We start from the raw sequence: 15,344 nt of genomic DNA, 5'->3' as shown, positions 1-15,344 counted from the left end.
TAATAATATGATGAAAAAACTAAACGCGGGCATATTTATTTTTGTAATTACGCTAATTACATCTGCGCAGTTAAAAGCACAATACATAATTAAAGAGGCTGATGCCCAATATGAATTGTTTAACTACAGTAAGGCAATAGATCTTTACGAACAAGCTTACAAGAAAAAAGCCTCACTGCATGCTGCAGAAAGATTGGCAGCAGCCTATAGCGCATCTAAAAACTACCGTGAAGCCGAAAGCTGGTATGCAATTGCAGCTGCAATGCCCGAAAGTAAAGCCGAAAATGTACTGAATTATGCAAAAGCCTTACAGGAAAACGCTAAATACGCTGAAGCAAGGCTGCAATATGAAAAATATGCATCCTTAAATCAGGCAGTCACCGCAGATCAAAAACAAAAATGGTTGTTATCATGCGATTCTGCTCAATACTGGATAAAAAACCCAGTTGCTGTAAACCTTTTAAATGAGAAAAAGTTAAACTCGGCCGATGCGGAGTGGGGCGCAGTTCAGTATCAGAACGGCATAGTATTTACTTCTGACAGGAAATTATCCGATGAGAATAAGTACACTAAAAGCAAGCCGTTTTTGAAATTTGATGGTGCTAAACTGCCCAGTTCTGGATATTATGGGTGGACCGGTAATGCCTACCTCAATCTGTATCAAACCATTTCTTCTGCCGATAGTGTTCAGCCATTTAAATTAAAAAGAGATACAAAATACCATGTTGGTGCTGCCAGTTTCACGGCCGATGGTGCCACGATGTATTTTACCATGACGCGCATTCCGGATCAGGTATTGAAAGTTAAAGGCGAAATTTCGACAATTAACATTGAGATTTACAGCAGTACAAAAGATGCCGCAGGAAATTGGGCAAACCCCAAAGCTTTCCGGTATAACAATGCCAATAAATGGTCGGTAGGCGATCCTTATATTGCTGCAGATGGCAAAACACTTTATTTTGTTTCCGATATGCCCGGAGGAAAAGGTGGAACGGATATGTACAGTTCGGTTAAAAATGATGACAATTCCTGGGGAAATGCAACCAATATAGAAGCCTTAAATTCTCCCGGAAACGAACGAAGCCCTTTTATCTCAAACGATGGAACTTTTTATTTTAGTAGCGACGGTTTTATCGGTATGGGTGGATTAGACATTTATAAAGCATCGAAAACAACTTCTGGTTATACCGTCCCAAAACATTTGGGATATCCTTTAAATTCGCCACAAGATGATTTTTTCTTCAACATTAACAGCAGTCAGCAAGGTTTTTTATCTTCTAACCGGTTTGGAGGGGTGGGAAGTGATGATATTTATAGTTTCATCAAACAAGAACCTCTGCTTTTTAAATTAGAAGGTATTGTATATGATAAAAATAGTAATGCCCGGCTTTCGAATGCGGTGGTTACTTTAAGCAAAGAAGGAGCAGCGCCATTGGTGGCTTTAACTGATGCAAACGGCATGTTTAAATTCAGCATCGATAAAGGGTTTAATTATAGTTTAAAAGGAGAGAAGACCAATTATCGCAAGGATACCGCTTCGGTTAATACCTTTAATCTAAGTGCAGCAGAAACCCTGCATAAAGATTTATTTCTTGTGGCTATAACGATCGATAAACCCATCAGAATTGACAATATTTATTATGATTTTGATAAGTGGAATATAAGACCGGAAGCAGCATTAGAATTGGATAAATTGGTGGCAATAATGAAAGCAAATGAAACCATCTGGATTGAACTTGGTTCGCATACCGATAGCAGGGGAAGTGATGCTTACAATTTATGGCTTTCCCAAAAAAGGGCAGATGCCGCAGTTGATTACATTTTGTCCCGCGGAATTCAAAGAAACAGGATTACGGCAAAAGGTTATGGCGAAACGCAATTGGTTAATAAATGCGCTAACGGGGTTAAGTGCACAGAGGCCGAACATCAGTTAAACAGGCGCACAGAATTTAAAATCGTAAAGCAATAATAAATAATGCTACCGTTCCGGTTTTTATTTGAAGGTTCTTTATGCTGCAATAGATTTAGAAAGAATCACGGATTAATAAGTAACAAATCTAATACAATTGGGTTTTGAAATTTGGGTTTTAGCTAAAAGTCCTACCTTCATTTCAACACATAAGATATGTGCTGTTTTAACCAAATATAAATATGAGCTACAATCGTCGAAATTTTATCGGTGACAGTATAGCCATTTCAGCTGCTTCCTTTTTACCAACTTTAAATGTATTTGGAACTTCAAAAGCACATTCGCCGGCGGCTGCAGAAGGCTTTGTATTAAAAATTATGGCACCTTATTGGGGTTTCAATGGCTCGGTTACAGGTTTTTGTAAAAAAGCAAAACAAGATGGATATGATGGCATAGAAATTTTATGGTCGGCCGAAATTGCAAAAGAACTTTTTGCTGCCCTGAAAGAATATCGCCTTGAAGTAGGTTTTCTTTGCCGTGGAGATGAGCCAGTTTTTGAATCGCATTTTGCAACATTTAAAAAAGTACTTAACGAAGCGATTAATAATAACTTGCAAAAACCGCTTTACATCAATGTCCACTCCGGAAAGGATTTTTTTAAGTATCAAGAAAATAAAAAGTTTATAGATTTTACAATTTTGTATGCCAAACAAACTGGTGTAGCCATTTACCACGAAACACACCGTTCGCGCATGCTTTATTCGGCTCCCGCCTCGAGGGTATATTTAGAAGAAAACCCAGGGCTCAGGCTCACACTCGATATTTCTCATTGGTGCAATGTTAGCGAGAGCTTATTGGAAGACCAGCCCGAAACGGTTAACCTTGCCATTTCAAGAACAGATCATGTCCATTCGAGAGTTGGACATGCAGAAGGACCACAGGTTAGTGACCCACGGGCACCCGAATGGAAACCTGCAGTTGAAGCTCATTTTGTCTGGTGGGATAAAATCGTGGCCATAAAAAAACAGGAAGGAAAAATGCTCACCATGCTCACCGAATTTGGTCCGCCCACTTATATGCCAACATTGCCATTTACCAATGTCCCGGTTTCCGATCAATGGGCCATAAATGTGTATATGATGCAGACCTGGAGAAAAAGATATTTATAAAATGATTTTTGTAACTTGTAATTAAATAGGGTATTAATGGACATCTTTAAAATAGTATATGATGAATTAATCGGCTTTTTCAGTTTAGGAGGCCTTATAAAAATAGTACAATCAGGAGATTATGGTTCTTTAGCTACTTTATCGGGCATCCAGAATTTGCTATGGCCGCTTATTCCTTTTCTGCTTCTTTTTGAAATTATAAGGGCAGCTTTTTATAAGCGCTTCAAAGTAGAAGAATATAAAATACCATTCTTAGTATTTGTACTTAACCGCTTTATTTCCAATTTTATTTCAATTGCTGTAGTTGGCCTTTGCATAGGCTTATTAAGCCGATGGGCAATTTTTACCACCACTTTTACCTGGTACTGGCTTATTTACGGTTATATTGTGTGGGAACTTTCGCACTTTGTTTATCATTTTCTGGGGCATAAAGTCAGGATTTTATGGTGCCTGCATTCCACACATCACGCACCCCAGCAGATGAATATGTCGGTAAACTTTGCACATTTCTTTCTCGAGGCACCTTATGCCGATTTAATCAGGACCTCAATTTGTATTCTCCTTGGCGTTAACCCGGCACTGCTGTTTTTCATTATGTTTATTGATGGAATTTGGGGTTCGTTTATTCATATTGGTGAAAATGTAATTAAAGATGGCAGGTTAGGTTTTTTAAATCGCATTTTACTTACGCCTTCTCACCACCGGGTACACCATGCAAAAAATCCTTTATACATGGATACCAATTTTTGTAATCTGTTAAATATATGGGACCATATATTTAAAACTTATCAGGACGAAAGAAAAGAAATCAAAATAGAATATGGCATTACCAGGGAAATGAATCCTAATAGCCTTTGGGATGTTTATTTTGGCGAATTTATTTGTTTAGGAAAAGATATTGCTGCGGCCCCGGGTTTAAAAGCCAAATTACTTTATATCGTTATGCCACCGGGATGGAGCCATACAGGTGATCATAAAACTGCAAAAATTACGAAGGCACTGTACATAACAGAAGAAAATGCCATAGAAGAGGAAATACCTTCAGGTAGTTTATCGGCTTAACTTTTATCGTCATTAATAATCCGTATTTCCCAACTTAAGGGCTTGCTTTAGCCTGGAGTAATGCCCTGTATTCATTCTTTTCTTTAAAGAACGATACAAACAGCATCTGTTAAGGAATCATATAACTTTTTCTTAAAATCATGTAAGAACAGCGCGCTTAACTCATGGTATCTTTGTATCATTCAATACAGATAAAATGAGTTCATCAAAAAATATAGAAACCATTTCACTACCCGTTTTGGGCATGAGTTGTGCAGCTTGCGCAGTAAGCGTAGAGAGTATGATTGCTGCCCAGCCAGGTGTAGACAAAGCAGAGGTTAATTATGCAACACAATCTGTAAAAGTTCTTTACCATACAGATCAGGTGCAACCTGCTGATTTTCAAAAGGCAGTACAATCTGTTGGTTACGACTTAATACTGGATGTAGAAAGTGGTCAAGAAAAACAGGAAGAAGTACAGCGCAGCAATTACGAATCGCTCAAAAAACGAATGATTGCATCCGCTGTTTTAACCTTACCCGTTGTTGTTATTGGCATGTTTATGATGGATATACCTTATGCAAACTACATTATGCTGGTATTTACCACACCTGTGCTTTTTGTGTTTGGCAAAAACTTTTTCATCAATGCTTTTAAGCAAGCTAAATATGGAAAGGCCAATATGGATACACTGGTTGCTTTAAGTACCGGTATTGCCTACCTGTTTAGTGTTTTCAACACCTTTTTCCCTGAATTTTGGCATAACAGGGGTTTGCATCCACATGTTTATTTTGAGGCAGCAGCAGTTGTAATTGTATTTATTATGTTGGGCAAGCTTTTAGAAGAAAGGGCCAAATCGAATACGTCTTCAGCAATAAAAAAACTGATGGGCTTACAGCCTAAAACTGTTTTACTGATCACCAGTGAGGGAGAAAAGGAAATTGCACTAACTGATGTACATATTGGCGACCAGCTTTTGGTTCGCTCCGGAGAGAAAATCCCTGTAGATGGAGTTGTCTTTCAGGGAAGTTCTTATGTTGATGAAAGTATGATTTCAGGAGAGCCTGTTGCAGTATCGAAAAACGAGGGCGATAAAGTATATGCAGGAACCATTAACCAGAAAGGGAGTTTTCGTTTTACTGCCGAAAAAGTTGGTGGAGAAACCATGCTGGCACAAATTATTAAAATGGTGCAGGATGCCCAGGGATCGAAGGCACCGGTTCAAAAACTGGTGGATAAAATTGCCGGGATATTTGTACCGGTAGTTATGGCGATTGCGCTTTTAACCTTAATAACCTGGATATTGGTTGGTGGCGAAAATGCTTTTACACAGGGAATGCTGGCTATGGTTACAGTATTGGTTATTGCCTGCCCTTGTGCACTTGGCTTGGCAACACCTACTGCCATTATGGTGGGGATTGGAAAAGGAGCCGAAAGTGGCATTCTGATTAAAGATGCTGAAGCACTTGAGCAGGGCTATAAAGTTAATGCCGTAATTTTAGATAAAACCGGAACTTTAACCAAAGGGAAACCCGAAGTAACAGAAATGATCTGGGAAACTGGTATTAACGGCAAAAAAGAAAAGCTTATGGAGGTATTTTTTGCTCTTGAGCAACAATCCGAACATCCGCTTGCCGAGGCCATTGTTAACCACATTAAACCCCAGCTTACAAGTGCGGTAGCGGTAAGCAATTTTAACAGCATTACGGGTAAAGGTGTACAGGCTGATTTTGATGGAAATACATATTGGGCTGGCAGTCATAAAATATTAAAAGATCAGCAAATACAAATCAGCAATGATTTGCAGCAAAAGGCTGATGTTTTACAGCAAGCTGCCAATACGGTTATTTATTTTGCAGATCAGCATCAGGTATTTGCAATTGTAGCCATTGCCGATCAGCTCAAAGAAAGATCTGCGGATGCCGTTAAAATATTGCAGGATATGGGAATAGCAGTATATATGCTAACCGGCGATAACCAGCAAACTGCAGCTGCAGTGGCGCAACAAACCGGAATAAGCCAGTACAAAGCAGAAGTATTGCCATCCGATAAAGCTGATTTTGTAAAAGAATTACAGGCTCAGGGTAAAGTAGTTGCCATGATTGGCGATGGTATAAACGATAGCCATGCACTTGCACAGGCAGATGTTTCTATCGCGATGGGTAAAGGATCTGATATTGCGATAGATGTAGCTAAAATTACTTTGGTATCCTCTGATTTAATGATGGTGCCAAAAGCATTGCGTCTGTCAAAATTAACCGTTCGTACCATTCGCCAAAATCTGTTCTGGGCATTTATATACAATTTAATCGGCATTCCAATTGCCGCAGGCGTATTATATCCCATTAACGGATTTTTATTAAACCCCATGATTGCCGGGGCTGCAATGGCTTTAAGTTCAGTATCGGTGGTTGGAAACAGCTTAAGGTTAAAATTTTCAAATTTATTATCAAACTAAAAATAAAATAATCATGGAAACATTAAAATTTAAAACCAATATTAAATGTGGTGGCTGTATTGCTACTGTAACCCCTTTTATGGATAAACTTAGCCATGTTGAAAGCTGGGAAGTAGATACGCAAAACCCTGATAAAGTGATGACGGTTAAGGTTGAAGAAGGTACTGATGCAAAAAGTATTACCAGTGCCGTTGAGCAGGCCGGTTACCTGATTGAAAAGATTTAGGTTTTTATAGATGAAATCCGTCACCCAGAATTTATCGGGGCTTTTTATCAAGAAAGAGGCTGAAATAATTCAGCATGACGAGCATTCTAACTTATAGGTTTTAACAGACCTTTTACACGCCATTATCAGAAAATATTCTCCAATGAAAAAAATGATTTTGTATTTCTTTTTAACCTGCATGTATGCATTTGCGTCAGCACAGGAAAATGGAAACGCCATAAAAACCGATGTTCAACAAATAGTATACACATGCAGCATGCACCCGGAAATTAAAAGTACAAAGCCGGGAGCTTGTCCGAAATGTGGAATGGCATTGGTTAAGCAAAGCACAAAATCAAATTCATCTCCAGAAAAAAAGGAGCCGGAGCATTTGAAAAAAAATATTGACGTTAATTCTGTTGCAAACAAAGCTAAAGCTGCGCCCGTAAGTGCTAAAACCGTTCGCTACGACCTTTATGTAAAGGATACAACGGTTAATTTTTCGGGAAAACCAAAAATGGCTATGGCTATAAATGGCCTTATTCCTGGTCCCGTACTTACTTTTACAGAAGGCGACACTGCCGAGGTTTATGTGCATAACCTGATGGATATGGAAACCTCAATCCATTGGCATGGTGTATTTTTGCCTAATAATATGGATGGTGTGCCTTATTTAACGCAAATGCCCATTAAGCCACATTCTACATATATCTATAAATTTCCGGTTATTCAGAATGGTACATACTGGTACCATAGCCATACCATGCTGCAGGAACAAAGTGGTATGTATGGCGCCCTGATTTTTAATAAAAGAAACGAACCCAAAATGCCAGCTATCCCGGTTGTATTGAGCGATTGGACAGATATGAACCCGAATGAAGTAGACCGGTCACTTCATAACGCATCAGATTGGTTTGCCATTAAAAAAGGTACTACGCAGAGTTATGGTGAGGCCATTGGCAAAGGTTATTTTAAAGCAAAACTACAGAATGAATGGAAGCGTATGACGGCCATGGACGTAAGCGATGTGTATTATGAAAAATTTCTGACCAATGGAAAAAATGTTAACGTTCAGCCTCAGTTTAAAGCTGGTGATAAAGTAAAATTACGGATTGTAGATGGTGGTGCTTCAACTTATTTCTGGCTTACCTGGTCGGGCGGGAAAATAACTGTTGTAGCCAACGATGGTAATGATGTGGAGCCTGTTGAAGTAGATCGTTTACTGATTTCACCTTCCGAAACTTATGATGTGGTTTTAACGATTCCGGCAGATGGAAGCTACGAATTTCTTTCCACGGCTGAGGATCGAACCAATTCAACTTCTTTATGGCTGGGCAGCGGGGTTAAAAAACCTGCAAAACCACTGGCCAAGCTCAAGTATTTTGAAGGCATGAAAATGATGAATGGAATGATGAAGATGAATGGTGATATGGAGCCTATGGGCATGAAAATGTCTAACCAGCAAATGGATATGAATAATGTGATGTACCCTGAAGTAACCGGACATGAGTATGGCAAGAAGAAAAAGACCGAGCCGGCCAAAGAAGAAGTTGAGGAAGCCGCACCGGTAACCTTAAATTATGGCATGTTAAGGGCTACCGAAAAAACCACTTTAAGAGAAGGGCCTTTAAAAGTATTAAAGTTTGAATTAACGGGCAATATGAACCGTTATACCTGGACGCTTGATAATAAAACAATTTCTGAAAGCGATAAAATACTGATTAAAAAAGGAGAAAACGTAAGGATTATCCTGTATAATAATTCGATGATGCGGCACCCTATGCACCTGCATGGTCACGATTTTAGGGTGTTAAACGGACAGGGAGAATACGCACCGTTGAAAAATGTACTTGATATTATGCCAATGGAAACCGACACCATCGAATTTGCTGCAACAGAAAGCGGCGACTGGTTTTTTCATTGCCATATTTTGTACCACATGATGAGTGGCATGGGCAGGATATTCAGCTATGAAAATTCGCCACCTAATCCAGAAATCGTAAATCCGAAATTTGCACAACGCAAGCTGTTTAGCGACGATAGAAAGTTTCATCCCATGGCTACCGTTGGTTTAGAAAGTAACGGCAGCGACGGCGAATTTATGCTGTCCAATACCCGTTACCGTTTATCTACCGAATGGCGAGTGGGTTTAAAAGCCGAGCATGGTTACGAAAGCGAAACTTATTTTGGCCGGTATATTGGGAAAATGCAAATGTTTATGCCTTTTGTTGGGTTCGATTATCACTATAATAATATGAAAAATGAATCTGAAAAGAATCTATTCGGACAAACCAGCAACCAACATAACCGTAAGGCAGCTGTAATTGGTTTTCAATATACATTGCCCATGCTTTTCGTTGCCGAGGCACGCCTCGATAGTAAAGGGAAAATGCGTTTTCAGTTAACAAGAGAAGATATTCCAATTACAAACAGGCTTAGGTTTAATCTGATGGGCAATACCGACAAAGAATATATGGCAGGTTTTCGCTACATTGTAACTAAATATTTTTCATTTTCGACCCACTACGATAGCGATATGGGCTATGGTGGAGGGATTACGTTAAACTATTAATTTGTGCAGCTAAAACTGGATTTATGAATGTTAAAACAAATCATCACGATTTACACACCCATATTCCTGTAAATAAACAAGGCATTCCGGTAAACCAGCTCGGTAAAGATTTTGATCTTGGCATATCCATAGGTCGCATTACACCAGAAAACCTGGAAGCTTTTGGAGAATCAGAAGATTCCCACCGTCATGATTACCATATTTTCCTATTGCTCCAAAGTGGTTCGGCATGGATTGAACTTGATTTTGAAAAACATCATATTTTAGCGCCGGCCGTTATGCACATCCACCCCAATCAGGTGCACCGAATACTGGAGGTCGAAAAATCCGATCTTTTTCTGATGGGAATTACCGATGAAAATATCAACGTTAGTTACCTCGAACCATTAGAGCAATCGCTGCTTCTGGTAGAACCATTAACAATTGATATAGAAACATTAGCTTTACTCAATAATACAGCCTCCTTGTGCGAACAGGCTTTTAAACGTAAGGGAGATAAATTGTATGCCTCATTTTTGAGCGATCTTTGCAATGCACACCTGGGTTTAACCATTTCGAGGTATCTCGAACAAACTTCGCTTGTACCTAACCTTTCCAGGGCAAAAATATTGACCGGAGATTTTAAAATCCTACTGGAAAAATCTTTTCTAAAACTTAAAAAGCCTACAGAATACGCAACCCGGTTAAATGTATCAGCTGCTTACCTCAATGAATGTGTAAAGCAGGTTACAGGTTTCCCGGTATCGCATCACATACAACAGCGGGTTATATTAGAAACCAAACGCTTACTTTTTCATACCAATAAATCAGTTAAAGAAATTGCCGCAGATTTAGGCTATGACGATCCGGCATATTTTTCGAGACTTTTTAAAAAGATAACTGGCGCTTCTGCACTATCTTTCAAAAATAAAATCCTCGAATAATCCAATACCTTCACTTATCCATCCATTGTTTGGGCTTATAAAATGAGCTTACTTTGTACTGTAATCAATCCATATAAATAGGCAAATAGATTATGCTTATTTAAAACTGAAAGATTTAGAAAGTTTTAATTTCATTGCCCTGAATTTATTTCGTGATCAAAACCTGGTATAAACGCAGTATAATAAGCATAGATAAAATTAGAAATTTAAACACTTTCTTAAAGGATAATTGTTAGTTTTGAAAAAAATGAGGTATTCAATAATTATATTTTCTGTTTATTTAATCCTTTTAGGGCTAATGCCTTGTCAGGATATGGCAGATATTGTTGCAAATACTCAATATTCTTCTATCGTACAGCACACTGATTCGGCAACGAAACATTTGCAGGACGAATCCTGTCCACCGCTTTGTGGTTGTGCATGCTGTTCAGTAGGTCAGCATTTTCCAATTGATCAAACTTCAGCCCAGATAGAAGCACCTCATTATAAATCTTATCAGGTTTTTTGTATCACCGCTATAAAAAAACAACCTGTAGATGTTTGGCAACCGCCAAAACTCATCGCTTAATTTCCTTTTTTGATTCTACTGTGATGTTTGTAAGCATGTTTATCTGTTTTCATCGCAGTTAGCAATCCATACCTTATTTATCAGATAATTTGTTGTCAAGATTTTACAGCCTGCAATCCGGGCCATTGCCTTGTACAACTTATAATCTGATCATCCATCAATTCATATCATTTTTAGAAATGTTAGATCAAATTATAAAATTCAGCATCAAAAATAAGCTCATCATTGGCTTACTTACACTGGCACTTATTTGCTGGGGTATATGGAGCGCTTCCAAGCTGCCAATTGATGCCCAACCCGATATTACCAATAACCAGGTGCAAATTATTACCCTTACACCCACGTTGGCTGCACAGGAAACAGAACAACTAGTTACCTATCCCATAGAACAAACTCTTGCTAATCTGCCCGATCTTCAGGAAATAAGATCGGTTTCAAGATTTGGACTTTCCGTTATAACCGTTGTATTTCATGAAGATGTTGATGTCTATTTTGCCCGCCAGTTAATCGGCGAAAAACTTAAAGAAGCCGAAACAAAAATTCCTAAAGGATTGGGTACACCCGAACTGGCTCCGGTTAGTACGGGGCTTGGCGAAATATACCAATACGTTGTTCACCCAAAAAAAGGTTCAGAAAATAAATATTCGGCTATGGATTTACGAACCATGCAGGATTGGATTGTTGCCAGGCAACTGTATGGTACGCCCGGCGTTGCCGAAGTAAATAGTTTTGGCGGTTTATTAAAACAGTATGAAGTTTCAGTAAATCCGAATCGCCTAAAAGCCATGAACGTAACCATTGCTGAAATTTTTACTGCACTGGAAAAAAACAATGAAAATACCGGAGGCGCTTACATTGATAAAAAGCCAAATGCTTATTTCATCAGGGGCATTGGCCTGATGGGGTCTATGAGCGATATTGGCAATACGGTTGTTAAAAAAGTAAACCACATTCCGGTATTGGTTAAAGATGTTGCCGAAATAAAACTGGGTAATGCAGTGCGTTATGGTTCAGTTACTTATAATGGAGAGAAAGAAGTAGTTGGAGGAATTGTAATGATGCTGAAAGGCGCAAACAGTGCTGCAGTAGTTCAAAAGGTAAAAGAAAAAATGGAGGTTATTAAAAAAGCCTTGCCAGAAGATGTGGTTATTGAAGCATTTAGTGATCGGGCCAGTTTGGTCGAAAGAGCAGTTAATACCGTAAAAACAAATTTAATAGAAGGCGCGCTGATTGTAATACTGGTACTGGTTTTGTTTCTCGGCAATTTCAGGGCAGGTCTAATTGTAGCCTCTGCTATTCCGTTAGCTATGCTTTTTGCTTTAGCCATGATGAATGTATTTGGGGTAAGTGCCAATTTAATGAGTCTGGGTGCAATTGATTTTGGATTGATTGTAGACGGGGCTGTGATTATTGTTGAAGCTACTTTACACCATTTAGCCTCCCGAAAATCAACTAAAAAGCTTACACAGAACGAAATGGATGAAGAAGTGTTTGTTTCAGCATCCAAAATACGCAGCAGCGCGGCTTTTGGCGAGATCATCATTCTGATTGTTTACATTCCTATTCTAACTTTGGTTGGTATAGAAGGTAAAATGTTTCGCCCAATGGCCATGACAGTAGGTTTTGCCATTTTTGGAGCCTTATTGCTTTCGTTAACCTACATCCCGATGATGTCGGCATTATTTCTCTCAAAAAAAATATCGCATAAAAAAACCTTTTCCGACCGTATGATGGATTTCTTCCAAAGAGGATATACACCATTAATTAATTGGGCAATTAGAATGAAATATGCGGTGGTAACAGGTGCAGTAACTTTATTGGTTATTACCATTTTTGTTTTTAGCAGAATGGGCGGCGAATTTCTTCCGCAGTTGCAGGAAGGTGATTATGCTTTTCATTGTATCCTTCCACAGGGTACATCACTCAGTCAAAGTGTAGAAACCTCTATGCAGGCCAGCCGGATTATAAAAACATTTCCGGAAGTAAAAATGGTTGTTGGTAAAACAGGAAGTGCGGAAGTACCAACAGACCCGATGCCGCCCGAAGCAACCGATTTAATTATAAACCTTAAGCCCAAAAGTGAATGGACAACCACACAGGATTATAATAAATTGGCACAACTGATGATGGAGAAACTTGAGGCCTCTATACCAGGTGTTTTCTTTGAGGCTTCGCAGCCGATACAAATGCGCTTTAATGAGTTAATGACGGGAGTAAGGCAAGATGTGGCCATTAAAATTTTTGGCGAAAACATTGATACCCTGGCAGCACTTGCACCTAAAGTGGCAAAAATTGTACAAACGGTTAAGGGTGCAACAGAACCTCAGGTAGAAAGGACAACGGGTTTGCCTCAAATTACCATTCAGTACGACAGGGCAAAAATTGCCGGCTATGGATTAAATATAGAAGATATAAATAACACCATAAGCACTGCTTTTGCAGGAAAAGCCGCAGGCGTGATGTTTGAAAATGAAAGAAAATTTGATCTCGTTGTTAGGTTGGATAGTGCCAGCAGAATGTCAATAGAGGATGTAAATAACCTGTATGTAGCAACAAACGATGGGAACCAGATTCCGCTTTCGCAGGTGGCAAATATTTCTTTTAAAGATGGACCTGCCCAGATTAGCCGCGAAGAAGGCAAACGCAGAATTGTTGTTGGTTTTAATGTAAAAGACCGGGATGTGCAAAGTGTGGTTACAGATATTCAGCAAAAATTGAATGAAGCTAAACTTTTACCTACAGGTTATTACTATACTTATGGTGGCACTTTCGAAAACTTACAGGAAGCCTCGGCAAGGTTAATGGTTGCCGTGCCCGTTGCTTTGGCACTGATTTTCCTTTTACTGTTTTTTACCTTCGGAACCGTTAAAGACTCTTTGCTCATTTTTACAGCCATTCCGATGAGTGCTATTGGTGGGGTGTTTGCATTGTTACTCAGGGGCATGCCTTTTAGTATTTCTGCAGGTGTTGGTTTTATTGCATTGTTTGGCGTAGCTGTACTTAACGGTATTGTATTGATTGGCACTTTTAACCAACTGAAAAAAGATGGCATAGACGATATTATCCAGCGAATACTGGAAGGTACAAAAATGCGCCTGCGCCCGGTATTAATGACAGCCACCGTTGCTTCTTTAGGGTTTATACCTATGGCATTAAGCAGTGGGGCAGGCGCTGAAGTGCAAAAACCTTTAGCAACCGTAGTTATAGGCGGATTGATTACTGCAACATTTTTAACATTGGTTGTATTGCCATTGCTGTACCTGTTATTCTCCGCTAAAATCAAAATAAAGCCAAAAGCTGCAATTTTTATAGGGTTTCTTTTTCTGGCTGGTTTGTCCAATAATGTTCAGGCACAACAAGTAATTTCAAAAAGAGTAAGTATAGAGGAAGCGCTGATGCTGTCGAGGGGAAATCTTCAATATGATGTAAATAGCCAACAATTAAATAAAGGCAAGGCACAAATTAAAACCGCTTCTATTTTAACAAAAACAGGTGTATTTGCTGAGAATGAAGATTTAAGACCCAGTGATCATACAGGTGTTTTAAAGATAGGTCTTTCTCAAAATCTCGCCTGGCCGGGTTTATATAAAGCACAAAAAAATCTGTATACAGAACAGTTAAAATACTTTGAGGCTAATGATGCCGCTATTGGTGTAGATGTAAAACGAAACATTAGGGCTGTATACTATCAGCTTTGGTATTTGCAGGATAAAAAGGAGTTGTATCATCGTTTGGATAGCATTTACAGATCGTTAAATGCGGCTGCAAAACTTAAAGTAAAAACAGGTGATAGTCCGGGGCTGGATAGCATAGCATCTAATGTGCGCGTGAAAGAACTTGGTGCTTTAATGCAGCAAATGGATCGGGAAACTAAAATACAACAGCAGGCAATGATGCAGCTGCTTAACCTTTCCGACTATATTTTGCCCTTACAACAACCCCTGGTAAAATTAGCTGCACCCGATAGGCAAACAGGTGCCACACACCCTGTACTGGAGTTACAGGCGCAGAATATAAATATTGCAAATGCAGGAATATCTGTGATTAAAAATGAAAATAAACCAGATTTTTCAGGTCGTTTTTTCAGCCAGCGCTTATGGGGAGCAAAAGATCCTTTTACCGGATTTTCAGTTACGGCTTCCTTTCCGTTGTTTAACGCCGGTACTTCCCGAAATAAAGTAAAAGTGGCACAGGCCGAAAAAGCCGTGCAGCAAAAACAATATGATTACGATGTGCAGCTTTTCGACAATAAAAAATCACAGTTGTTGCAGGAAGTAGATAAAGGGTACAGCATGCTGGCCTTTTATGAAACTACGGGCTTAAAGCAGGCTAATGAAATTATAAAGGCAGCTACTTTGGCCTATAGAGCCGGAGAAATCAGTTTTGCTGAAATGTCGCAATACCTTACGCAATCAATTGATATACAGAAAAATTATTTAGAAGTGCTAAATACTTATAATCAGTCGGTTATCCAGTATAATTATTACATCAACCAATAA

At 39.0% G+C, this 15,344-nt stretch carries 9 protein-coding genes; all 9 read left to right on the top strand.

Features of this window, described 5'->3' with window-relative positions; translation table 11 throughout:
- Positions 1 to 7: 7 nt before the first annotated feature.
- The 9 genes from R2Q77_RS13480 (at position 8) to R2Q77_RS13440 (ending at position 15,344) form a co-directional block, all read left to right on the top strand.
- A complete protein-coding gene (locus R2Q77_RS13480) occupies positions 8 to 1,969 on the top strand; it encodes an OmpA family protein (protein ID WP_316804249.1) in 1,962 nt (653 codons plus the stop codon).
- Positions 1,970 to 2,151: 182 nt separating this feature from the next.
- On the top strand, positions 2,152 to 3,078 hold the full coding sequence (locus tag R2Q77_RS13475) for a sugar phosphate isomerase/epimerase (RefSeq protein WP_316804248.1): 927 nt from the start codon (positions 2,152 to 2,154) through the stop codon (positions 3,076 to 3,078).
- A gap of 36 nt (positions 3,079 to 3,114) precedes the next feature.
- Entirely contained in the window at positions 3,115 to 4,140 is a 1,026-nt protein-coding gene (locus R2Q77_RS13470; RefSeq protein WP_316804247.1) for a sterol desaturase family protein, read from the top strand.
- 196 nt (positions 4,141 to 4,336) lie between these two features.
- Entirely contained in the window at positions 4,337 to 6,577 is a 2,241-nt protein-coding gene (locus R2Q77_RS13465) for a heavy metal translocating P-type ATPase (protein WP_316804246.1), read from the top strand.
- Positions 6,578 to 6,590: 13 nt separating this feature from the next.
- Positions 6,591 to 6,803 carry a hypothetical protein gene (locus R2Q77_RS13460; RefSeq protein WP_316804245.1) on the top strand — a complete coding sequence of 71 codons (213 nt, stop codon included), beginning with the start codon at positions 6,591 to 6,593 and terminating at the stop codon, positions 6,801 to 6,803.
- Positions 6,804 to 6,945: 142 nt separating this feature from the next.
- The gene (locus R2Q77_RS13455) at positions 6,946 to 9,354 is read left to right on the top strand and encodes a multicopper oxidase domain-containing protein (protein WP_316804244.1); all 2,409 of its coding nucleotides are present in this window, start codon (positions 6,946 to 6,948) and stop codon (positions 9,352 to 9,354) included.
- A 23-nt stretch (positions 9,355 to 9,377) separates the two neighbouring features.
- Positions 9,378 to 10,277 carry a helix-turn-helix transcriptional regulator gene (locus R2Q77_RS13450; RefSeq protein ID WP_316804243.1) on the top strand — a complete coding sequence of 300 codons (900 nt, stop codon included), beginning with the start codon at positions 9,378 to 9,380 and terminating at the stop codon, positions 10,275 to 10,277.
- A gap of 247 nt (positions 10,278 to 10,524) precedes the next feature.
- A complete protein-coding gene (locus tag R2Q77_RS13445) occupies positions 10,525 to 10,845 on the top strand; it encodes a DUF6660 family protein (RefSeq protein ID WP_316804242.1) in 321 nt (106 codons plus the stop codon).
- 179 nt (positions 10,846 to 11,024) lie between these two features.
- Positions 11,025 to 15,344 carry a CusA/CzcA family heavy metal efflux RND transporter gene (locus R2Q77_RS13440; protein ID WP_316804241.1) on the top strand — a complete coding sequence of 1,440 codons (4,320 nt, stop codon included), beginning with the start codon at positions 11,025 to 11,027 and terminating at the stop codon, positions 15,342 to 15,344.

The sequence above is a fragment of the Pedobacter nototheniae genome (assembly GCF_032678625.1).
Taxonomy (GTDB): domain Bacteria; phylum Bacteroidota; class Bacteroidia; order Sphingobacteriales; family Sphingobacteriaceae; genus Pedobacter; species Pedobacter nototheniae_A.
This window is presented reverse-complemented; position numbering and strand designations above follow the sequence as displayed.